Annotated in this window: 20 protein-coding genes and 2 tRNA genes; 16 read left to right on the top strand and 6 right to left on the bottom strand. The window is 70.6% G+C overall.

Translation table 11 applies throughout. The annotated features are described in order from the left end of the window. Nucleotides 1-128: 128 nt before the first annotated feature. Entirely contained in the window at nucleotides 129-2219 is a 2091-nt protein-coding gene (locus tag ACZ5CR_RS06700) for a hypothetical protein (RefSeq protein ID WP_468854252.1), read from the bottom strand. Nucleotides 2220-2493: 274 nt separating this feature from the next. Here ACZ5CR_RS06700 and proB point away from each other — a divergent pair, with 274 nt between their 5' ends. The 5 genes from proB to ACZ5CR_RS06725 all read left to right on the top strand — a co-directional run bounded on the left by proB (nucleotide 2494) and on the right by ACZ5CR_RS06725 (nucleotide 7500). Further along, a complete protein-coding gene (gene proB, locus ACZ5CR_RS06705; RefSeq protein ID WP_468854255.1) occupies nucleotides 2494-3621 on the top strand; it encodes a glutamate 5-kinase in 1128 nt (375 codons plus the stop codon). A gap of 217 nt (nucleotides 3622-3838) precedes the next feature. Beyond that, a complete protein-coding gene (locus tag ACZ5CR_RS06710) occupies nucleotides 3839-4321 on the top strand; it encodes a hypothetical protein (protein WP_468854258.1) in 483 nt (160 codons plus the stop codon). 95 nt (nucleotides 4322-4416) lie between these two features. Continuing rightward, nucleotides 4417-5718 carry a glutamate-5-semialdehyde dehydrogenase gene (locus tag ACZ5CR_RS06715; RefSeq protein WP_468854261.1) on the top strand — a complete coding sequence of 434 codons (1302 nt, stop codon included), beginning with the start codon at nucleotides 4417-4419 and terminating at the stop codon, nucleotides 5716-5718. 66 nt (nucleotides 5719-5784) lie between these two features. Next, entirely contained in the window at nucleotides 5785-6366 is a 582-nt protein-coding gene (locus tag ACZ5CR_RS06720; RefSeq protein ID WP_468854262.1) for an SCO2584 family spore wall biosynthesis protein, read from the top strand. Between the two features lie 66 nt (nucleotides 6367-6432). Further along, entirely contained in the window at nucleotides 6433-7500 is a 1068-nt protein-coding gene (locus tag ACZ5CR_RS06725) for an SCO2583 family membrane protein (RefSeq protein WP_468854265.1), read from the top strand. A 3-nt stretch (nucleotides 7501-7503) separates the two neighbouring features. Here ACZ5CR_RS06725 and ACZ5CR_RS06730 read toward each other — a convergent pair whose 3' ends face one another. Further along, entirely contained in the window at nucleotides 7504-8592 is a 1089-nt protein-coding gene (locus tag ACZ5CR_RS06730; RefSeq protein ID WP_468854268.1) for a M48 family metallopeptidase, read from the bottom strand. A gap of 99 nt (nucleotides 8593-8691) precedes the next feature. Between ACZ5CR_RS06730 and ACZ5CR_RS06735 the strand changes: the two genes are divergently transcribed. From ACZ5CR_RS06735 to ACZ5CR_RS06765, 7 genes are all read left to right on the top strand, one after another. Then, nucleotides 8692-8979: a hypothetical protein gene (locus ACZ5CR_RS06735; protein WP_468854852.1), complete on the top strand. Its 288-nt coding sequence runs from the start codon at nucleotides 8692-8694 to the stop codon at nucleotides 8977-8979. A gap of 84 nt (nucleotides 8980-9063) precedes the next feature. Continuing rightward, a complete protein-coding gene (locus ACZ5CR_RS06740) occupies nucleotides 9064-9225 on the top strand; it encodes a hypothetical protein (protein ID WP_468854271.1) in 162 nt (53 codons plus the stop codon). Nucleotides 9226-9288: 63 nt separating this feature from the next. Further along, the gene (gene nadD, locus ACZ5CR_RS06745; RefSeq protein WP_383281987.1) at nucleotides 9289-9927 is read left to right on the top strand and encodes a nicotinate-nucleotide adenylyltransferase; all 639 of its coding nucleotides are present in this window, start codon (nucleotides 9289-9291) and stop codon (nucleotides 9925-9927) included. A gap of 16 nt (nucleotides 9928-9943) precedes the next feature. Continuing rightward, nucleotides 9944-11725 (top strand): LCP family protein, encoded by a 1782-nt coding sequence (locus ACZ5CR_RS06750; protein ID WP_468854275.1) that lies wholly within the window; start codon nucleotides 9944-9946, stop codon nucleotides 11723-11725. Nucleotides 11726-11862: 137 nt separating this feature from the next. After that, nucleotides 11863-12309 (top strand): ribosome silencing factor, encoded by a 447-nt coding sequence (gene rsfS, locus ACZ5CR_RS06755; protein WP_468854278.1) that lies wholly within the window; start codon nucleotides 11863-11865, stop codon nucleotides 12307-12309. Then, nucleotides 12306-12947 (top strand): histidine phosphatase family protein, encoded by a 642-nt coding sequence (locus ACZ5CR_RS06760; RefSeq protein WP_468854281.1) that lies wholly within the window; start codon nucleotides 12306-12308, stop codon nucleotides 12945-12947. Before rsfS ends, ACZ5CR_RS06760 begins: the two co-directional genes overlap by 4 nt. A gap of 188 nt (nucleotides 12948-13135) precedes the next feature. Then, a tRNA-Ala gene (locus ACZ5CR_RS06765) sits at nucleotides 13136-13208 on the top strand. Here ACZ5CR_RS06765 and ACZ5CR_RS06770 read toward each other — a convergent pair. Beyond that, nucleotides 13200-14111, bottom strand: a complete 912-nt coding sequence (locus ACZ5CR_RS06770) for a helix-turn-helix transcriptional regulator (protein ID WP_468854284.1) — start codon at nucleotides 14109-14111, stop codon at nucleotides 13200-13202. The two genes, ACZ5CR_RS06765 and ACZ5CR_RS06770, sit on opposite strands and share 9 nt — an antisense overlap. A gap of 259 nt (nucleotides 14112-14370) precedes the next feature. Between ACZ5CR_RS06770 and ACZ5CR_RS06775 the strand changes: the two genes are divergently transcribed. The 3 genes from ACZ5CR_RS06775 (at nucleotide 14371) to ACZ5CR_RS06785 (ending at nucleotide 16292) form a co-directional block, all read left to right on the top strand. Further along, the gene (locus ACZ5CR_RS06775) at nucleotides 14371-15774 is read left to right on the top strand and encodes an MFS transporter (RefSeq protein WP_468854792.1); all 1404 of its coding nucleotides are present in this window, start codon (nucleotides 14371-14373) and stop codon (nucleotides 15772-15774) included. Nucleotides 15775-15860: 86 nt separating this feature from the next. Then, nucleotides 15861-16055: a hypothetical protein gene (locus ACZ5CR_RS06780; protein WP_468854286.1), complete on the top strand. Its 195-nt coding sequence runs from the start codon at nucleotides 15861-15863 to the stop codon at nucleotides 16053-16055. A gap of 3 nt (nucleotides 16056-16058) precedes the next feature. Then, on the top strand, nucleotides 16059-16292 hold the full coding sequence (locus ACZ5CR_RS06785) for a hypothetical protein (RefSeq protein WP_016643127.1): 234 nt from the start codon (nucleotides 16059-16061) through the stop codon (nucleotides 16290-16292). Here ACZ5CR_RS06785 and ACZ5CR_RS06790 read toward each other — a convergent pair. Then, nucleotides 16271-17518 (bottom strand): glycosyltransferase 87 family protein, encoded by a 1248-nt coding sequence (locus tag ACZ5CR_RS06790; protein ID WP_468854289.1) that lies wholly within the window; start codon nucleotides 17516-17518, stop codon nucleotides 16271-16273. The two genes, ACZ5CR_RS06785 and ACZ5CR_RS06790, sit on opposite strands and share 22 nt — an antisense overlap. A gap of 111 nt (nucleotides 17519-17629) precedes the next feature. On the opposite strand from ACZ5CR_RS06790, the gene ACZ5CR_RS06795 reads away from it, so the two are divergent. Continuing rightward, a tRNA-Ala gene (locus ACZ5CR_RS06795) sits at nucleotides 17630-17702 on the top strand. Between the two features lie 90 nt (nucleotides 17703-17792). On the opposite strand, the gene ACZ5CR_RS06800 is transcribed toward ACZ5CR_RS06795, so the two are convergent. Further along, the gene (locus tag ACZ5CR_RS06800; RefSeq protein WP_468854292.1) at nucleotides 17793-19388 is read right to left on the bottom strand and encodes a ferredoxin; all 1596 of its coding nucleotides are present in this window, start codon (nucleotides 19386-19388) and stop codon (nucleotides 17793-17795) included. Beyond that, nucleotides 19385-20602 (bottom strand): cytochrome b/b6 domain-containing protein, encoded by a 1218-nt coding sequence (locus tag ACZ5CR_RS06805; RefSeq protein ID WP_468854294.1) that lies wholly within the window; start codon nucleotides 20600-20602, stop codon nucleotides 19385-19387. Before ACZ5CR_RS06805 ends, ACZ5CR_RS06800 begins: the two co-directional genes overlap by 4 nt. Nucleotides 20603-20701: the final 99 nt, after the last annotated feature.

The following is a 20701-nucleotide window of genomic DNA, read 5'->3' on the forward strand; positions in this document are numbered from 1 at the left end:
GGCGCCCTGGACAGTGAGAAGGGCCCCCGGAGCTTCTGCTCCGGGGGCCCTTCTCTTGTTCGTTCACCGTGCGGGTGCGTGGGGGCTTGGCGCGCAGTTCCCCGCGCCCCTTGGCCCCTGACGGGGCTCTACGCGGTGACCGCGTCCTCCGCCCCGTTCTGTTCGGTCGGGTCGGACTCCACTTCCTCCGCCGCGTCCTCCGCGGCCCGCTGAGCGGGGATCTCCGCGTCGATGCGGGTGGCCATGCGGATGCGGCGCTCGTCCGCCTTGGCCGAGAGTGCCAGGGCCGCCTCGTTGAAGCGGACCAGGGACGGCGGGTCCGAGGGGCCGAGGAGGTGCTCCTTGAGGGCCGCACGGGCCTCGGCGTGGGTGTCCTTCTCCGGGGAGCGGACGGCCTCCAGGAGGGCCGGGACGCTCTCGGCGGTCGGGGAGAGGATCGCCGCCGCGCTCACCGTCGGGAAGCCCGCGCGGAAGTCCGCCTCGGTCATGCCGGACGTGTTGGCGACGGCGTACGGCTTCTCACTCGTCAGCCAGTCGGAGACGACCGAGGAGACATCGCTGATCAGCAGGTCCGCCTGGTTGAAGCAGGAGAAGATCGCCGGGCGCGCGGTGGTGATGATCTGGTGCTCCCACTCGGGGAGCGACGCCCAGTAGGCCGCCTCCCACGCGGCCGTCGCCTTGGTGATGGCGGTCTGCTGATCGCCGTCGGGCGTGCCCTGGAGCATCATCCGCTCCATCTCGTCCACGCTCTTGCGGAACGCGGTCGAGGTGAGCTGGTCCAGGTCGGCGGTGCGGCGCGCCAGTTCGGCGACGGCCTCCGGTCCCGGACGCTCGCCCGAACGCTTGGCGGCGGCCTCGCGGATCATCGCCTTGATGCGCTCGTTGGCGGCGCCGGCGCGCGGGTCCTGCGAGCCGGTCATCGGGTGCGGCTTGTAGACGAGCCGTACGCCGGGGTCGGCCAGGAGGTGCCTGACGATGTTCTCGCCCGCGAGGGTCACCGACGTATTGCCGGGGTTGCCGTCCCAGCCCTCCCAGGTGGGGGCGTACAGGACGGTCGTGAACGGGCCCGTGGGGGCGCCCGTCGACCGCAGGATCGGGGACAGCTGGGGGCGGCCGACCTCGACCACGTCCTTGTCGTCGACACCGACGTCCGCGGCCTGGTAGCGGTCGCGGGCGGCGGGGCCCGCCACCCACACCTCGTCGTACGCCTTCGCGTACGGGTTGCAGGAGGACAGCTTGTCGCTCTCTCCGTGGTTGATGAAGGCGTGCTTGATCGTGGGGATCCGAAGGACCTGCGAGGTCTTCGCGGCATTCGCCGGGTGCAGCATCATCTTCAGCGTCGACGTCTCCAGGGAGAACATCGTCGCGACCTTCGGGAAGCAGATGATCGGGACGTCCGTCGCGTCGATCTTCTGCACCATGAACCGCTCACGCAGCACGATCAGCGGCTTGCCGTCGAGCTGAGAGAGCGTGGAGAGCCACATGTTCGCCTGGTACGCGGAGGTGGCACCGCCCGAGAAGTACATGGCGACGGACGGCTGGTAGTCGGCCAGCCAGTTGTCCAGCCACTCCATGACCTTCTGGTCGTTCTTCGCGCGCTTCTTGGGGAGCAGCCACGTGGCGAGGTAGATCGCGCCGGCACCCATCAGGGCGATGGAGATCCCGAGGCCGATGCCGCCCCAGTACGCGTCCGTGGTGCCCGCGGTGGCCAGCAGTCCTGCCGTGCCGGGGATCGCGAAGGTGAGGAGGCGGTGGGCCTGGCGGCGGGAGAGGATCCGCGGCGGGGCCGCGGTCAGGTGCAGGTCGGACGCGTCGATGTTGCGCGTGACGATCGGCAGCTGGCGGGTGCGGCGGACCAGTATGGCGGTGGCCTGGCAGCCGAAGTGCAGGAAGTAGAAGGCCAGCACCGAGATGGTCAGCGGCGACTGCTCGGCGAGCGGCTCGATGCCGTCGATGCGCAGCAGGCCGACCATGATCAGCATGTCGCGCAGGAGCTGCCTGACGGTGACATCGAAACGGATCTTGCCAAGGAGGGAGAGGAGCCCCGGCTGCTTGTACTGCAGATAGACGTCGAGCGCGAGGTTCGCCGCCGACGCGGCGATGAACACCGGTACGTACGGGACCAGCGCGCTGACGAGCTGGGCCGTGAAGAGCGCGAACATCGCGAACAGCGCGGTGAGCTGCACGATGCGGCGGGGTGCGAGTCCGGCAGAGGGCACGGGCTTGGGCTCCTGGCGGGGGATCGGATGGGGGGGAGTCGAGGGAAAGCGGGGAAGTCGACCACTGACCGTATGACGTGCGGTGGCCCGGTAGCAATCTTCCGTGACGACAATCACCGGATAAAGGGGCAAAGGTACTGAACCATTGGGCCGTTTTTCGCATCAGGGGGGTCGTGGGTCCGCCCCTCGAAATGCGGGGGCACCCCACCTGGGCACTCGCGTAGATTGGCTGGTCCGGCAGGGAATGGGACCTTCAGGATCATTGGGGAAATGCGTGGCTGGGGCAAGGCAGGGCATTGCAGAGGCCCACAGGATCGTCGTCAAGGTCGGGTCCTCGTCCCTGACCACCGCGTCGGGAGGTCTGGACGCCGATCGTGTTGACGCCCTCGTCGACGTGCTCGCCAAGAGCCGCAGCGGAGGCGAGCGCGAGGTCGTGCTCGTCTCGTCCGGTGCCATCGCCGCCGGGCTCTCGCCCCTGGGCCTGCGCAGGCGCCCCAAGGACCTGGCCAGGCAGCAGGCGGCCGCCAGCGTCGGCCAGGGGCTTCTCGTGGCCCGCTACACGGCCTCCTTCGCCCGCTACGGCGTCCGCGTCGGGCAGGTGCTCCTCACCTCCGACGACATGGCCCGCCGCGCCCACCACCGCAACGCATCGCGCACCCTCGACCAGCTCCTGGCGATGGGCGCGCTGCCCGTCGTGAACGAGAACGACACCGTGGCGACGGACGAGATCCGCTTCGGCGACAACGACCGGCTCGCCGCCCTCGTCGCCCACCTCGTCCACGCCGACCTCCTCGTCCTGCTCTCCGACGTGGACGGCCTCTACGACGGCGACCCGGCCAAGCCCGGCAGCTCCCGGCTCTCCGAGGTGACGGGCCCCGCCGACATGGAGCACGTCCAGATCGGCAGCGCGGGCAAGGCGGGCGTCGGCACCGGCGGCATGGTCACCAAGGTCGAGGCCGCACGGATCGCGGCGGCTGCCGGGATCCCGGTCGTCCTGACCTCCGCGAGCCAGGCCGCCGACGCCCTCGCGGGCCGTGACACCGGGACGTACTTCCACCGCACGGGCCGCCGGACCGCCGACCGGCTCCTGTGGCTCCAGCACGCCTCGGAGCCGCAGGGCGCCCTGACGCTCGACGACGGTGCGGTGCGCGCGGTCGTCGAGGGGCGCAAATCGCTCCTTCCGGCAGGCATCGCGGCGGTCGAGGGAGACTTCGCCGCGGGCGACCCGGTCGAGCTGCGTGACACCGCGGGGCGTGCCGTGGCCCGCGGCCTGGTGAACTTCGACGCCAAGGAGCTTCCGCAGCTCCTCGGCCGGTCCACGCGGGAGCTCGCCCGGGAGCTCGGACCGGCGTACGAGCGGGAAGTGGTGCACCGCGACGACCTGGCTCTCCTGCGCGATTAGTCCTTGGTCCGCAGAACTGATCCTTCGCAACACCTGTCACAGCAGCCTCATCCGTCCCCGGCCGAAAACAAGCGCGAACGCCGGGCGCCGACCGGCCCCTGCGAGGTGAAACTCCCCAAAACCGCCCCGCGGGGGCGCTTGGCCTGCTCAACTTTGTTCCAGACACTTCCGCACGACCATTGCGTATCCGCACCACCATTGCGTAGAGGAGGCCGTCGTGAGACGAGTGCGTTCGGGAACGTCGTCCCGCACGTCGGCTGAGCGTTCCCTGACCAGTGTCGCCGCGGGGGCGACGTACACCGGTGACGTGCGAGCGGCAGGCGAGACGGACGAGAGTCAGGAGGGCGGGACGGTGGACGTGCCCCGTCTGTGGCACGTCACCCTGAGCGTCTCGGGCGGCGAGGCCCCGCTGAAAGAGGTCAGGCGCGGCCTCGAACAGCTCGCCCACGACCACCCCTTCCTGCTGACCAGCAGGTACGCACCCGATCACGCGGAGATCCGGTACTGGGAAGAGGCCCGCGACCTGCACGACGCGGCAGCGGTCGCGCTCCGGCTCTGGGGCGAGCACCGGCAGAGCGCGCAGCTCCCGCCGTGGGAGATCGTGGGGCTCGAAGTCATCGATCGCGACACGTACCACCACCGGATCGCCGAGGGGTACGGTCCGCTTCCGGCGACCCCGGTGGGCGTGCACCCCTTTTGAGTCGTCGTGAGCGCGGTCGTCCCGGCTGACGGCGCTCTGGTCTCGGCTGCTGAAACGCCGGGTGGGCCCCGCCCGCTCCCCATTACGCTGCGGTCATGACGTCCCTCACGCCTTCGTTCTCCGGCTTGCCGTACGACAACCTCTCGCCCGTCGCCCAGGCCGCCTACCGCGCCCGCGGCGCCGCCGCGACGCTCGCGCCGCTGCCGCGAGCCGCCAAGGACGACGCGCTCCTCGCGATCGCCGACGCCCTCGAGGTGCGCACCGCCGAGATCATCGAGGCCAACGGCAAGGACACCGAACGCGCCCGCGAGGCCGGGACGAGCGAGTCCATCGTCGACCGTCTGACGCTCACCCCGGAGCGGGTCCGCGCCATCGCCGCCGACGTGCGCGACGTGGCCGCCCTGCCCGACCCCGTCGGCGAGGTCGTCCGCGGCTCGACCCTGCCCAACGGCATCGACCTGCGCCAGGTCCGCGTGCCGCTCGGCGTCGTCGGGATCATCTACGAGGCCCGCCCGAACGTCACCGTGGACGCCGCCGCCCTCTGCCTGAAGTCCGGCAACGCGGTCCTCCTGCGGGGCTCGTCATCGGCGTACGACTCGAACACGGCGCTCGTCCGCGTGCTGCGCGACGCCGTCCACGGAGCCGGGCTGCCCGCCGACGCCGTCCAGCTCGTCCCCGGCGAGAACCGCGACTCCGTGCGCGAGCTGATGCGGGCCCGCGGTCTCGTCGACGTCCTCATCCCGCGCGGCGGCGCCTCGCTGATCAAGACCGTCGTCGAGGAGTCCACCGTCCCGGTCATCGAGACAGGCACCGGCAACTGCCACGTGTACGTGGACGCCCACGCCGATCTCGACATGGCCGTCGACATCCTCATCAACTCCAAGGCCCAGCGCCCCAGCGTCTGCAACGCCGCCGAGACGCTCCTGGTGCACGCGGACATCGCCGACGCCTTCCTGCCGCGCGCCCTGGACGCCCTGGCCGATGCCGGGGTGACGGTGCACGCCGACGAGCGCCTCATCGCGTACGCCGATGGCTCGAAGGCCACCGTCGTGCCCGCGACCACGGAGGACTGGGAGACCGAGTACCTCTCGTACGACATCGCGGCGGGCATCGTCGACTCCCTGGAGCAGGCCGTCGAGCACATCCGCCTGTGGACCTCCGGGCACACCGAGGCGATCGTCACCACCTCGCAGCAGGCCGCGCGCCGCTTCACCCAGCTCGTGGACTCCACGACGGTCGCCGTGAACGCCTCCACGCGCTTCACGGACGGCAGCCAGTTCGGCTTCGGCGCCGAGATCGGCATCTCCACGCAGAAGCTGCACGCCCGGGGACCGATGGGTCTGCCCGAGCTGACGTCGACGAAGTACATCGTCACCGGCGACGGCCATACCCGCTGAATTCCCGCCCGGTCCCAATTCCCGTACCGTCTGCCCAGATTGCCCCTTCCGGGCTACCCTGGAGAGGTGCCGGAGGACGTGGGGGGCACGCCGTCGTCCGCTGACGGCTGGGAGCCCGACGACGACCACGACCGCGGGGGTGCGGACGAAGAGTTCGCCTCCGTGGTCTTCGACGAGCACTTCATCAAGGCCGCCAAGGTCCATGAACCCACCGCCGTGGAGCGGCTGTTGGCCGCAGCCCAGGCGCGCGCCGAGGCCGGCGAGGCCGAGAACCGCCGGGCCGCCCGCACCCGGGGCCCTGGCCGTGACTCGCCGGAGGACGACCTCTACGACGAAGGCTTCGGTCCCGACGGCGGCAGTGAGTTCGGCCACGACCCCGACCTCGACGACGTGTACGAACGGGAGTTCACCGAGGACGGGTACGGCCGCCAGGGCCGCTACGGAAGCCACAACCGCTGGCACCGCCCCGTCGCCTGGATGCTCGCCATCCTGATGGGCGTCGGCATGGTCGCGCTCGCCTTCACCGCTGTCTACCGCGGCGCGTCGACGAGCCGCCAGGACCCGATCCCGCCGCCCGTGTCCACAGAGCCGTCCACCTCCGCGAAGTACGACCCGCCGCCGGTGTCCGCGTCGCCGCGCACGCCGTGAGAAGTTGTCAGAACTTGTCGTGTACCAGGGCGTTTACCAGACCGTGCGGAGACCTACCCTGAAGGTATGGGCGGGCAAGGAGAACCACCCGAGGGGACACCCGAGAGTGCTCCCGCCGGTGGTGAGGACGAGTACCGATCCGTCGTGTTCGACGAGTCGTTCGTCCGTGCCGCGCGGCTCCAGGAGTACTCCGCGCAGGAACGCATGGGCGACCACGCGCACGCGGTGCGCCGCCGTGCCGTGCGCCACCGGTACCTCTCGAAACAGGCCGTGATCCTCGTCCTGCTGATAGCCGTCGCCTTCGGCACGGCGATCTACATGGGCGTACGCCACCCGTACCAGAACCCGGTCGCGCGGCGCCCCGAGCCGCTGCGGATGACGGTCATCCCGCTCGCCCCGCCCGGACCCGTGCCCGGCGCGGAGAAAGCGGCCGAGCTGTACGCGCACAGCCCGGCCGCGCAGTTCCGGGTGGGCGCGAAGGGCATCAACCTCCCGTCGGCGCACCGCACCCCGCACTTCTCGGACGGGCAGGTGATGTCCGCGCTGACCACCGCCAAGGACTACCTCGTCGAGTCCTCGCTCGACCCGGACGTCCTCACCGGCGGCACCGTGCGCTCCGCGCGGATCCTGCTCGACCCGCAGCAGCTCGACCAGTTCGACAAGAGCTTCGCGCACCCGGCGGCGGACGGACGGCACGCGCCCACCGGCTGGCTGGTGCGCTTCGACCCGACGAAGACGGCCCTGGCCACGCCCGGCATCCGGGTCAACGGCACGCTGCGCGCCACCGAGACGGACAAGAACACCCTCGAAGTGACCTCGGACCACACCTTCGTCTACGCGCTGCGTCCGGCCGGCAAGGGCGATCACGCCAAGGCCTCGCTGTTCACCGTCCGCCGCGAGCTGCAGTTCCGCTTCGACCGCGACGACCTGCGGATGCACCAGGCCGAGCTGCTCGTGTCGTACACGCAGGCGGGACCGCTGACCTGCTCCGCCGACGCGGCGAACCAGCTGCGGCCGCTGCTCGCCGGACAGAAGGCGAAGGCGGGCGGCCCCGCGGGCACCGACCCGTACGCGACGGGGGCCGCCACGGCGCTGTGCGGCTCGCTGGCCGAGGGCGCCCAGCCTTCGTTCTGAGAGTTACTTGTCCTCTGAGGGCGGAGTGCCGTTCTGTCCGGTGAACTTCCCGCGCAGCTTGCCGCCCAGGTCGCCCGCGCCGCCCGCCAGGTCGTTGACCAGCTTCATCAGCGGGTCCTTGCTGGTGCGTACGTCCTCGGCGTAGCTGGAGGCCGACTGGCGGAAGGAGTCCGACACCGAGGTGTCCTTGTCCTCGTCGCGGCGGGGGTAGTGGCCGTCCATGATCCGCTGGTAGTCGCGGGTCTCGGCCCACTTCTTCAGCTCGGCGGCGCGCACGGTGGTGAAGGGGTGCGTGCGCGGCAGCACGTTCAGGATCTTCAGGACCGAGTCACGCAGGTCGCCCCCGGCCTCGTACTCCTTGGCCTGGTCGAGGAACGCGTCCACGTTCATCTCGTGCAGGTGATTACCGCCCGCGATCTTCATCAGGCCGCGCATCGACGCCTTGAGGTCCTGGCCCACCAGGAGCCCGGCGCGGTCCGCCGACAGCTCGGACTTGCGGAACCACTCGCGCAGGGCGGTCACGATCGTCATGATCGCCAGGTTGCCGAGGGGGATCCAGGCCACCTTGACCGCGAGGCTGGTGAGGAAGAGCAGTATCGTCCGGTACACCGAGTGGCCGGAGAGGGCGTGGCCCACCTCGTGGCCGACGACCGCGCGCATCTCCTCCTCGTCGAGCAGCTCGACGAGCCCGGTGGTCACCACGATGATCGGCTCGTCGAGTCCGATGCACATCGCGTTCGGTTTCGGGTCCATGGTCACGTACATCGGCGGGACCTTCTCCAGGTCCAGGATGTAACAGGCGTCCCGCAGCATGGTGTTGAGGTGCGCGAACTGCGCGTCGGAGACCCGTACGGAGTCCGAGAGGAACAGGAGCCGCAGGCTCCGCTCGGGGAGCAGCCCGCTGAGCGCCTTGAAGACGGTGTCGAACCCGCTGAGCTTGCGCAGGGCCACCAGGGCCGAACGGTCCGCCGGATGTTCGTACGCCCGTGACGAGATTCCGGGAAAGCGCCTGCGCTGCCTGCTCGGCACGTGCTCGTGGCCTTCGCCCCGCCCGCCTTCGCTGTGCCGGCCGTGGTCGTTGTCGTCGGTCATGCCCCATCCCCCATGCTCGTCCAGTCATGCCCCCGAGGTGGGGTCCAGCCTAGGCGGAGATACCGTGACAGGGCAGCACAGCGAATGGAGTCGCCCGTCATGGCCGTCATGGAGCACAGCGCCGCCGCCCACCACTGGGTCACGGAGGCGGCCTCCCTTGCCGCCAAGGAGCAGGGTGCGGGCAATCTGCTGCGCGTCGTGCTGATCGTCATGGTCGTCGGCTGCGTGCTCGTCGCGTGGTTCCTGTTGCGGGGCTACCGCCAGGGCGCCGACGCCGATCGAGAGGCCGGGGGAGCCGACGCCGAGCGTCCGAGCGGAGACGCCGAGCGCGGCGGGAGCGGTTCCGCCGGTGGCGACGGGGACGACCACGCCGACCGCAACAGCTGAGTCGACGTGAGCTTGGCCGGTGCCCCCGCATACGATGGCCCCGAAGTCTTTGTCCCGCCCACCACCGGATAGGTCCTGCCGACGATGAGCCTCCACAGCACCGCCTCCCAGCTGGTCACTCTCGCCTCCGAAGGTGAGCACGCGGGCAACCACGAAAGCCTCAATCCTCTTGTTGTCGGCGGTGGCGCGTTCGTCCTGCTCCTGCTGCTCCTGTGGATCACCACGCGCTTCAACCGCGACCGCTGAGCGGTCTCACGGAACGGACGGCTGCAACAGAGCCCGTCGACCGGGCCGGTAGGGTCTGCACGCATGGGAGAGCAGGACATGCCTACCGGTCCCGGTACCGGCCCGGCCAGCAAGGGCAAACGCCGCCTGGGCGTCATGGGCGGAACGTTTGACCCGATCCACCACGGACACCTGGTGGCGGCCCAGGAGGTCGCCGCGCAGTTCCACCTCGACGAGGTGGTGTTCGTGCCGACCGGGCAGCCGTGGCAGAAGAGCGACAAGGTGGTGTCCCCGGCCGAGGACCGCTATCTGATGACGGTCATCGCGACGGCCGAGAACCCACAGTTCTCGGTGAGCCGCATCGACATCGACCGCGGCGGACCGACCTACACGACGGACACGCTGCGCGATCTGCGCACGCTCAATCCCGACACGGACCTCTTCTTCATCACGGGCGCCGACGCCCTCGGTCAGATCCTCACCTGGCGCTACACCGAAGAACTGTTCTCCCTGGCGCACTTCATCGGGGTCACCCGTCCCGGCCATACGCTGACCGACCCGGGCCTGCCGGAGGGCGGCGTCTCGCTGGTGGAGGTCCCGGCCCTCGCCATCTCGTCCACGGACTGCCGTGCACGGGTCGCCAAGGGGGACCCCGTCTGGTACCTGGTGCCGGACGGTGTGGTGCGTTATATCGACAAGCGCGAGCTGTACCGCGGCGATTGAGCCGAGAGGGGCACCGGTGAACGACCGACAGTACGACCCGTATGCGGGCGGCGACCCGTACGCGGGCGGTGACCCGTATGCGTCCGGTGACCCGTATGCGGGTGAGTACCAGATCGTCGGGTACGACGAGTACGGGCAGCCGGTGTACCAGCAGGTACAGCCCTCGGCTTCGTACGACCAGTACGGGGCCCAGGCCCAGCAACAGCAACAGCAGCAACCGCATCAGCGGCAGCAACAGCAGCCTCAGCAGCCGCAGGGTTACGGCTACGACCCGTACGCGACCGGGCAGCAGCCCCCTGTCCCGTCCTACGACTCCTCTTACGGCTCTTCGTACGACTCCGGTTCTTACGGCACGTACGACCAGCAGCAGGTCCAGCAGCACCAGCAGCCCCAGCAGCAGGCCGCCCAGCAGACGCAGACCGGCTGGATCCCGCAGCAGTCGCGGCAGCCGGAGCCGGAGCCGGAGCCTGAGGCGGAGCCCGAACCCCGGCGTGAGCCTGAGCCCGAGTCCGAGTCCGAGCGCCGCGATCCCGCGTACGAGACCCAGCAGTTCTCCTTCATCGAGGAGCCGGACGAAGAGTCCGAAGACGTCATCGACTGGCTGAAGTTCACCGAGAGCCGCACCGAACGGCGTGAGGAGGCCAAGCGGCGCGGGCGTTCCCGGGTCGTCGCCCTCGTCGTGGTGCTCGCGCTCGTGATCGCGGGCGGCGTCGGCTACCTCTGGTACGCGGGCAAGCTGCCCGGCCTTTCGGACGACGCGTCCGGCGACGCCGCGGCGGCGGCCGGACCGCAGAACCGCGACGTGATCGTCGTCCACCTGCACAACACCAAGGGGGGCGGCACCTCCACGGCGCTCCTGGTGAACAACACCACGACCAAGCGCGGCACCACCGTCCTGCTGCCCAACTCCCTCTCCGTGACGGACGACGACGGCGCGGGCACGACACTCGGCAAATCGGTCGACGACGACGGCTCGACCGGTACCCGCGAGTCGATCGACAGCCTGCTCGGCACCCAGGTCGAGGGCACGTGGCGGCTCGACACCCCGTACCTGAACAACCTCGTCGAGCTGGTCGGCAACATCGACGTCGACACGGACGCCGACGTGCCGGACCCCAAGGCCAAGAAGGGCCAGGGGCCCCTCGTGAAGAAGGGCGAGCAGCAGACCCTGAGCGGCCCGATGGCCGTCGCGTACGCCACGTACCACGCGTCGGGAGAGACCGAGACCGCGCAGCTGAGCCGGTTCGGGCAGGTCATGCAGGCTGTCCTGCGGAAGCTGTCGTCCGACCCGCAGGCCGCGACGACCACGGTCCAGTCGCTCGCCCAGATCCTGGACCCGTCGCTCAAGGAGAAGGACCTCGGCGCCTTCCTCGCCAAGCTCGCCGACCGCGCGAAGGGCGGCGACTACTCCACGCAGACGCTCCCGGTGCAGCAGGACGGGACGCTCTCGGAGAAGGCCGGCGAGAGCGTGGTCAAGAACGTCCTGGGCGGCGCGGTCAAGAACCCGGACAAGGGCGCGGCCGTGCGGGTCGGCGTCAAGAACGCCTCCGGTACCAAGGGTGCCGGGCAGGAGGCGCGGATCTCGCTGGTCAACGGCGGGTACACCTTCGTCGACAGCGGCGCGGGCTCGACGGCCCAGACGTCGTCGCAGGTCACGTACGCCGAAGCGGACAAGAAGACGCAGGCCACCGAGGTCGCCAAGACGCTCGGCCTGCCGGAGAGCGCGGTCCGCAAGGGCAAGACCGCGACGAACGCGGATGTGTCGGTCGTCCTCGGCCAGGACTACAAGGCGGGATGACGGTGCCATGCCACCCGGCCGGGGGTTTTCCCGGCCGGGTGACGCAGCAGACAGGGTGATCGAGCGATCGTCGGGGATGCTGTCGGCGGTCCGTGAGACCCTTGGGGTGTCTTGACCACCCGAAGGAAAGCTCACCAGTGACCGCCACGGACCGCTCCATCGAGCTCATCAAGGCCGCCGCACAGTCGGCTGCCGACAAGCTCGCGCACGACATCATCGCGTACGACGTCAGCGACGTGCTGTCGATCACGGACGCGTTCCTGCTCGCCTCCGCGCCCAACGACCGCCAGGTCAAGTCGATCGTCGACGAGATCGAGGAGCGGCTCAGCAAGGAGCTCGGCGCCAAGCCGGTGCGCCGCGAGGGCGACCGCGAAGCCCGCTGGGTCCTCCTGGACTACGTGGACATCGTGGTGCACGTCCAGCACAGCGAGGAGCGTGTCTTCTACGCCCTCGAGCGCCTGTGGAAGGACTGCCCCGAGATCGAGCTGCCCGCCGACGCCGTCGCGACCCGCGGCAAGGCCGCCGAGCACGCCGAGCAGCGCGCCGAGGAGGAAGCAGCCGACCTGGACGGTGAGCTTCGGTGACCAGCCGCGGCTGCCGGATCATCCTGTGGCGGCACGGCCAGACGGCGTGGAACCTGGAGCGCCGCTTCCAGGGCTCCACGGACATCGAGCTGACCGACACCGGTGTCTCGCAGGCCAAGCGCGCCGCCCGGCTGCTCGCCTCGCTGAAGCCGGACGCCATCGTGGCGTCCGACCTCAAGCGGGCGGCGGCCACCGCGGCTGAGCTCGCCACCCTGACCGGCCTGGAGGTCACGTACGAATCGGGCCTCCAGGAGACGTACGCCGGTGAGTGGCAGGGCCTGACGCACGACGAGATCATCACGCGCTTTGGCGACCAGTACGCCGCGTGGAAGCGCGGCGAATCGGTGCGCCGCGGCGGCGGCGAGCTCGAGACCGAGGTCGCCGACCGGGCCGCGCCGATCGTGCTTCGCCATGCCGAGAAGCTGCCGGAGAACGGCACGCTCGTCGTGGTCAGCCACGGCGGCACGATCCGCACCACCATCGGCCGTCTCCTCGGCCTGGAGTCCCACCACTGGGAGGGCCTCGGCGGGCTCTCCAACTGCTGCTGGTCCGTGCTCGGACAGGGCGCGCGCGGCTGGCGCCTCCTCGAGCACAACGCCGGCACGCTGCCGGAGCCGGTGCTCGGCGACGACGATTGACCCTGGGCCGGGCGGGTGTGGGAGCGGGTACGGGGGCGGGCGCCGGACCGGGTGTCAGAGCCGCTGGTCGGAGGGCCTGAGAGGGCCCGTCACCCGGATTTCACATTCCGGCTCGGCGCAGGCTAAAGTTCTTCTTGTTCGCCCGCCGAGCGGGGCCGGACATCATGTGGCTCCGCCGCATGGCACACGGGGCTATAGCTCAGTTGGTAGAGCGCCTGCATGGCATGCAGGAGGTCAGGAGTTCAATTCTCCTTAGCTCCACAATTCGGATCCCGTCCTCATCAGAGGGCGGGATCCTTCCGTTTCCGCTGGCCTGAGCGCGCGAAGCTCCGCCGCCCGCAGTCGGCTCACCTCGTCGTCCGGTGTGTACGCGACGATCCGGCACTCCGGCATGCCGTTGATGGACAGCGAGACCGACGTCATCCGCAGCTCTCCGACCGCCGCGTGCCGAAACGTCTTCACGCGCGGTCCCGGCGGCGCCACGTCCCCGCTCTCCCACAGCTCGGCGAAGTGCGCGCTCGCGGCGGACAGGCGGCGTATGAAGTCCTCCCAGGCGGGCTCTCCCACATGGCGTCCGTACGCACTGCGCAGCGTCGCGACCATCACCGGCAGCTCCGATTCGCGGAAGACCAGCGGGCAGACGGGGTCGGGCACGATGAACAGCGTCCACAGCACGTTCGGTACGCGCAGGACCGTCACCTGCGGAACGAAGAAGAGATCGCGGTAGGCGGGGTTGGTGGCGAGGATGTCGTAGCGCGCGTTGTAGACCACGGCCGGATGCGGGTCGAGGGCGTCGATGATGCCCTGGATCTCGGGGCCGACCGCCTCGGGGGACGCGGTCCCACGGTCCGGCTCGAACGGCACCTCGGCCAGGTGGTACAGATGCTCGCGCTCCGGCTTGTCGAGGCGGAGCGTGCGCGCCACGGCATCCAGGACCTGCGCCGACGCGTTGATCGGGCGGCCCTGCTCCAACCACGTGTACCAGGTGACGCCGACTCCGGAGAGCTGGGCGACCTCCTCGCGGCGCAGGCCGGGCGTACGGCGGCGCAGGCCCGGCGGCATGCCCACGTCGGCCGGTGTCACCCTGGCTCTGCGGCTCCGCAGGAAGGCGGCGAGCTCGGGCCTTCGTCGCTGAGTCGTCCCCATCGTCGTCACGTCCCCCATCGTCGGTCCACGCCCCGGGCTCTGCCAGGTGCTGCCAGTACCAGCATCAACGGGCTCTCGTTACCCGTACCAACTCGCCGTCACGCTCGGTGTCATGACAACGAGCGCCCCATCCACCGCGGCGGATCCCGGCGATCCCGGTGATCCTGCTGGTTCAGTCGATTCCGTCGATTCAGTCGATTCCGCTGATTCCGTGGATTTCGCGGATTCAAGTCCCGCATTCAGTAAAGCCCCCGGCACTGACAATCGCCCCGGGCGGCTGCTCGCGGTCGTCATCGCCGCGCAGTTCATGGCACTGCTCGACGCCTTCATCGTCAATGTCGCCGCGCCCACCATCCGCGCCGAACTGGGCGCGTCGGGCGCCGGGTTGCAGCTGGTGATCGCCGGATACACCATCACGTACGCCGTGCTCCTGATCACCGGCGCGCGGCTCGGCGACCGCATCGGCCACCGTCGCGTCTACCTCGTGGGCCTCGCGGTCTTCACCGCCGCCTCGCTCGCCTGCGGACTCAGCCAGGGCACGGGCGAGTTGATCGCCTTCAGGCTGCTGCAGGGCGCGGGCTCGGCATTGCTCATCCCGCAGGTCCTCAGCCTGATCCAGCGCAACTTCACCGGCGAGGCGCGGACGAAGGCGCTCGGCGCGTACTCGGCCGTGCTCGCCGTCGGGGCGGCGGCGGGGCAGGTGCTCGGCGGAATCCTGGTCAGCGCCGACCTGTTCGGCACGGGATGGCGCCCGGTGTTCCTGGTGAACGTGCCGGTCGGCGTGGTCCTGCTGATCATGGCCAGGCGTGTGCTGCCGCGTGACGCCTCCCCGAAGCCGGGGGAGGGGCAGCGGCGGGCGCAGGGGCAGCGGGCGCGCGGGCTCGATCTGCCGGGGCTCGTGCTGCTCGGCGCCACCGTCTCGCTGCTCACCGTGCCGCTGGTGCTCGGCCAGCAGGAGGGCTGGCCGCTGTGGTCCTGGCTCTCGATGGGCTCGGCACTGGTTCTCTTCGCGCTCTTCTGCGGATACGAGTCCCGGCTCGCCCGCGGTGGAGGCGCGCCGCTGATCGCGCCGCGGGTCCTGCGCATCCCCGGTATGGGCCTCGCGGTCTTCCGGATAGGCACCGTGATGGCGGTCAACGCGGGCTTCCTGTTCGTGCTCACGCTGCACTTCCAGGGCGGCCTCGGCTACAGCGCGCTGCGCGCCGGTCTGACGTTCGCGCCCACCGCCGTGGTCTTCGGCGCGGTCGGCCTGACCTGGCGGCGATGGCCGGCGGCGGCCCAACGGGCACTGATCCCCAGTGGGTTCGCGCTCACCGCGGTGTCGACGGTCGCGGTGGGTCTGCTGCTGCGGGACGGCGGTCAGGGCGGACTGTGGCTGTACGCGGCCTTCGTGGGCATCGGTGTGGGGCTCTCCCTGGGGTTCAGCCCGACGCTCACCCGGGCACTCTCCACGGTACGGCCGGAAGACGCCGCGGATGCCAGCGGACTCCTCGCGACGGTCACTCAGATCGGCCAATTGATCGGCGTCGCGTGTTTTGGCGCGCTTTTCCTCAACCGGCTTGAGTCGCAGGGGGCTCCGGGTGCGTATTCATCCGCGGACGCGCTCCAGGTGTGCGCATATGCCCTGGCCGGAGCGGCGGCGCTGGGTGCCGTGTCCGGACTGGTACGACTGCGTCGCTGACCGGGTCGCTCAGGCCATGGCAGAATCGGACAACCGGAAGGGGACCGCGCCAGACCACCGAATGTGACCCGACGGGAGGGAGAGCGATGCCTGCGAGCATCCGCGATGAGGCTGTCGGCCCCATCGCAGTGGCCGCGCCACGCCGCGCTGCCGCTCCCTTCGCGGCGATCGCCCCCCATCTCACCTGTCCGTCCTGCGGTTCGTCCCATGTCGCCCAAGTGCTCGGCGACAACGGCGGTGTCTCGTACGTGTGCACGGCCTGCGGCCGCAGCTGGAGCTGATCGATGGGTGCACACAGGCGGAAGTGCGACTGGTGCGGCAGTGGTACGCCCATCGTCCGCGACATGGAACCGGTCAACCCGGACTACCAGTACTGGTGCGAGGAGTGCGCGCGGGCGCTGATCATAAAGGGCGACCCCATCGAGACGTACCGCGAGCTCGAAGGGGAGCCGATCTATGGACGGCTGCTCGACGAACACTGCACGCTCAAGCGCTTCTACTCCTTCGCCACGGCTTGATCCCTGACTGGCTTGATCCCTGATCGGATCCGGCCTCCGATTCCTTGTGGTTCTTGCAGCAGGAACGCGAAAGCGGTCCCTACGTAGAGGGCGGACAGCGTCATCTCGCCATAATTCTGGTCGAGTTCAAGCCGTCCCACGCCATGGGGAACCCACCACAGGGCGTACGAACAGAAGACGAGGACCACGGCGCCGGTGGCCGCCCACCGGGCCCGGCCGCCCCGGCGCACCGCCTCCGTCCACAGGAGCAGCGCCATCGGCACGCACCACACCCAGTGGTGCGACCACGACACCGGGCTGACCAGAAGCGCCGTCGCCGCGCAGGCCACCGCCGCCCGGGCGCGCTCCCCGCGCAGCGCCGCGCGCACCGCCACGGCGAGACCGAGCACGCAGGCCACCGCCGCGGCCACCGCCCACCGGGCGCCGGGCTCGTCGGTGTGCAGGAGCCGCGCCAGGACGCCGCGCAGCGACTGGTTCGCGGTGTCCTCGGCGAGCCCGACCCGGCCCGCCTCGAAGACCATCCGGGTCCAGAAGCGCCAGGAGTCATCAGGCAGGACGGCGGCCGCGAGCAGCGTCGCCCCGGCGAACGAGACACCCGCCACGCACGCGTGGCGCACGGGAGCGCGCCAGTGCCCGCGCCGTACGGCCTCGGCGGCGCCGGTGAGCAGCAGGAAGACCACGAAGAGCGCGGGCGTGAGTTTGATCGCCGCCGCGATGCCGATGCCCAGGCCCGCCCAGCGGTGGCCGGGGCGGCGTGACAGGTCCCACAGGACCAGGACGGCGAGCAGCAGATTGATCTGGCCGTACCGCAGGGTCGTCCACACCGGCTCCGCCCAGACGGCGAGCGCGGACGCCCACAGGGCGGTCTCGGCGCTCCGGGTGGGTCCGATGAGGCGCAGGGAGAGGTGGGCGAAGGCCACCAGGAGGAGCAGGTTCCCCAGGGTCGCCAGAGTGCGCATGTCCGCCGTGTCCAGGAGCGTCAGCGGGGTGAACAGCAGGGCCGCGAACGGCGGGTACGTGGTGGGCAGGTGGGCCTCGGTGGTGCGCAGCGCGTAGAGGTCGCCGCCCGCGCGCGCGGTCTCGCCCTCGGCCCGGTAGACCATCAGGTCGATCATCGAGACGTCCGCGGCGCGCTGCGCGAGCCAGAAGGCCGTGAAGGAGAGCAGGCACATCCCGGCGGCGAGGGGCACGCGGCGGCGGGCGCCGACTAGCGCGATCACGGTCACGAAGGCTGACAGTACCGGCCTTATCCGTACAGACCGGAAACGATTTGGTGGAGCACGGGGAGGACCGTGTAATGTTGGCGAGGTCGCCGGGGGAACCGGGCGGACAAGCAAGGGGCTATAGCTCAGTTGGTAGAGCGCCTGCATGGCATGCAGGAGGTCAGGAGTTCAATTCTCCTTAGCTCCACAGCAGATGAGAGCGGGCCACCCGGATCGGGTGGCCCGCTTTCGTGTGTCGCCTGGAGGTGTCTCCTAACTGGAGGCGTCTCCTAAAGGGTCATTGCCGTCCGCTGCCGAGCGCCCTGCGGCCACGGCCACGGCCCGGCGGGAGTGCGAGCGGCAGTGCCGTGCGCGGTGAGGGCACGGACGGGTCCTCCTCGACGCGCAGCGCGAGTGCGGGGCAGCGGCGTACGGCACGTGCGGCGCGCGCTTCGGAGTAGCGCGGTACGGACGCTTCCGCCACCGAGGGGAAGCCGTCGGGGCCCAGCTGGATCAGCTCGGGGACGATGTCCGCGCACAGCCCGTGGCCCTGGCAGAGGGTCCAGTCGACGGCGAGCCTGCGGCCGCTGGGGGCCTCGGCCTGCGGGGCCTCCTCCTGGAGCGGCAGGACGCCCTCCACGGGGCGGCCGCAGCCGCCGCCCAGGACGTGCGCGGCGAGGTCGTCCGTGAACGCCGAGATGCTGGAGTCGATGAAGGCCGCCGTGCCGTCGGGGTGCTTGCAGGCGCCGCGCCGCTTCACGGCCCGTGTCACCTCGCGCAGCGCCTCCAGGGCGGTGGGGCCGCCGCCGTCCAGGACGTCCGCGAGACCGCGGGCCGCCGCGGGAAGCCCCAGATAGCAGGGGCCGCACTGGCCCGCGCTCTCGCCGGCCAGCCAGTTCGCCACGTGCAGCGACTCCCCGAGCGGGCAGGTGCCGGGTCCGATCGGCAGGATCGCGCCCGCGCCGAGCGCGCCGCCGCAGGCCTCCAGGGAGGCGCGTGAGACGACCGCGTCGTGTGCGGTGACCGCGTCGAGCCACTTGCCGTGATAGCCGCCCGTCAGGACGCCCTGGGGGAGCGGCGGGGCACCGGCGAGTTGCAGTACGTACCGCAGGGGCACTCCGGTGGGAACCTCGACCACCATGGGCCTCGCGACGGCTCCGGAGACGGTGAGCAGCACCGTGCCGGGCTCCTCCCGCAGGCCGGTGCGGCAGTAGCGGTCGGCGCCTATGCGGGCGGCGACCGCGAGCTGCGCGAAGGTCTCCGCGTTGGACAGCAGCGTGGGCGCGCCGCCCACTCCGGAGTCGGAGGTGCGCACCTTGCGCCCCGGCGGCAGTGGCGGCCCGCCGTCCGCCGAGCGCACCAGGGCCGAGGACTCTCCGGTCACCATGCGCACCGGATTGCGCTGCACGCGCGCGCGGATGGTCGATCCGCGCCGGTTGGTGAGGCCGCGCTCGGCGAGCGCCGCGAGCATCGAGGACTCGGTGGAGTCCCGGGTCACGCCCACGACGAGCGTGCGGGCGCCCAGGGCTTCGGCGGCAAGGAGAGCGCCGTCGAGGATGAGGTGCGGGGCGCGGTTGATCAGGACGGTGTCCTTGCGGCAGGCGGGTTCGTCCTCGCTGCCGTTGACCACGACCACGGGCCGTACGCCGCGACGTATCGCCGCGTCGGCGACCGCGCGCAGCTTCTTGGCGAAGGGGAAGCCCGCGCCGCCTCTGCCGCGCAGCGAGATGGCCTCGGAGAGACCGGCGAGGGACTCGCCCGCCATGGGTTCGAGCGGGCCGTGCACCTTCAGGTGCATCGCCAGATCAAGGCGCTCGACCAGATCGAAGCCCGAGGTCAGGAGCGGAAGCCCGACGACGCGGACTTCGGGGACGTCGGGCAGCGACGCGTTCACTTGGGTCCTCCGGTGGCGGCGTTCCAGGGCTCGCCCGAGCTCGGCGCCTGGAAGGTGTGGGGCAGCGGTTCGGTGGCGGGACCGCTGTCGTACGGGGCTTGGTACGGGGCCTCGTACGGAGGGTTGTGGGCCGCGTCGTACTGCGGGTCGTACGCGGTGTCGTGGGAGCGGTATGCGGCGTCCGGGGGGTCGTACGCCGTGGTGTGGGTGTCGTGCGAGGTGTCGTACGGAATGCGCGGCGCCTCGGCCGGGGGAGGCGGGGACGGGGACGGCCAGCGTGGCGGGGGATCCATCGGGAGATCGGTGCGGGGAATGACCTCTGTCGGCCGGCTGGTGGAGGCGAGGACGCGGTAGGCCGCCGCGATGCCGACCACCGGGGGGTCGGGTACGGGTTCGGGGGCGCGGCCGGGATCGGCCGCCGTACCGGGGAGCGGGGACTCGGTGGTGTCCCGGCGTACGGGCTCCCTGATGCGCGCCCTGCCCTCCGGTTCGAGGAGGGCCAGGATCCGGGCGGCCACCTTCCGCTTGACCGGGAGCGGGGCCGCGCGCAAGGCGACCGCGCCCGCGACGGCGACCAGGCAGAGGCAGTACAGGGCGATCACCCACGGCTTGGGCGCGCGTCCCGCGTACAGGCCGTGGACAAGGGCCGAGCACCAGGCGGGGTAGGCGAGCATGTGCAGCGCCCGCCAGCGCGACGCGACCTGGGCGGGCGAGGCGAAGGCGCTGCGCAGGGCCCCGGTGACGCCGGTGACGACCATGAGGAGCCCGGCGAGCGAACCGAGGCCGATGAGGCCGTCGCTGCCGGAGAAGCCGAGCCCGAAGGGGATGAGGGCGCCGACCGGCGAGACGTGGTCGAGCGCGAGTTTGACGCTGACGTGCAGCAGGAGGAACCCGATGGAGGCGACGGCGGTGGCCCGGTGCACGGCCTGGGCGAGCAGTCGCTGACGGGAGTGCAGGAAGAGCCGGTCGGTGGCGACCAGGCCCCAGACGACGGCGGCGGTCAGGGAGACCAGGGACAGGACGCCGGTGGTGAAGTCGAGGGCGGCGCGGAAGGCGTCGCTGCCGATCATGACGAGCAGGGGTATGAGCAGCAGTGCGGCGGTGGTCAGGACTCCGCGCGTGGTTCTGCTCGGTTCGGGGAAGGCTGCGAACGAACGGCTCTTGCGGGTGGAGCGGTTGGTGCGGCTCGTGCGAGGAGGATTCAGAGGGTTCATGGGGGCGACTCCGAAATGGCTCGATCGCCGCATGCTAAGTGGCCGCATACCAGTGAGTACGGGGTTTGAGTTATTGCGTTGTTATCTAAACGCGACGCG

This window comes from Streptomyces sp. NPDC031274, assembly GCF_055570235.1.

Bases quoted from the DNA above. Each gene is read 5' to 3' on its own strand.
- ACZ5CR_RS06715 (WP_468854261.1), top strand. From the start codon at position 4,417: ATGACGTCCCTCACGCCTTCGTTCTCCGGCTTGCCGTACGACAACCTC.
- ACZ5CR_RS06725 (WP_468854265.1), top strand. From the start codon at position 6,433: ATGGGCGGGCAAGGAGAACCACCCGAGGGGACACCCGAGAGTGCTCCC.
- ACZ5CR_RS06730 (WP_468854268.1), bottom strand. From the start codon at position 8,592: ATGACCGACGACAACGACCACGGCCGGCACAGCGAAGGCGGGCGGGGC.
- ACZ5CR_RS06735 (WP_468854852.1), top strand. From the start codon at position 8,692: ATGGCCGTCATGGAGCACAGCGCCGCCGCCCACCACTGGGTCACGGAG.
- ACZ5CR_RS06740 (WP_468854271.1), top strand. From the start codon at position 9,064: ATGAGCCTCCACAGCACCGCCTCCCAGCTGGTCACTCTCGCCTCCGAA.
- nadD (WP_383281987.1), top strand. From the start codon at position 9,289: ATGGGAGAGCAGGACATGCCTACCGGTCCCGGTACCGGCCCGGCCAGC.
- ACZ5CR_RS06770 (WP_468854284.1), bottom strand. From the start codon at position 14,111: ATGGGGGACGTGACGACGATGGGGACGACTCAGCGACGAAGGCCCGAG.
- ACZ5CR_RS06780 (WP_468854286.1), top strand. From the start codon at position 15,861: ATGCCTGCGAGCATCCGCGATGAGGCTGTCGGCCCCATCGCAGTGGCC.
- ACZ5CR_RS06785 (WP_016643127.1), top strand. From the start codon at position 16,059: ATGGGTGCACACAGGCGGAAGTGCGACTGGTGCGGCAGTGGTACGCCC.
- ACZ5CR_RS06805 (WP_468854294.1), bottom strand. From the start codon at position 20,602: ATGAACCCTCTGAATCCTCCTCGCACGAGCCGCACCAACCGCTCCACC.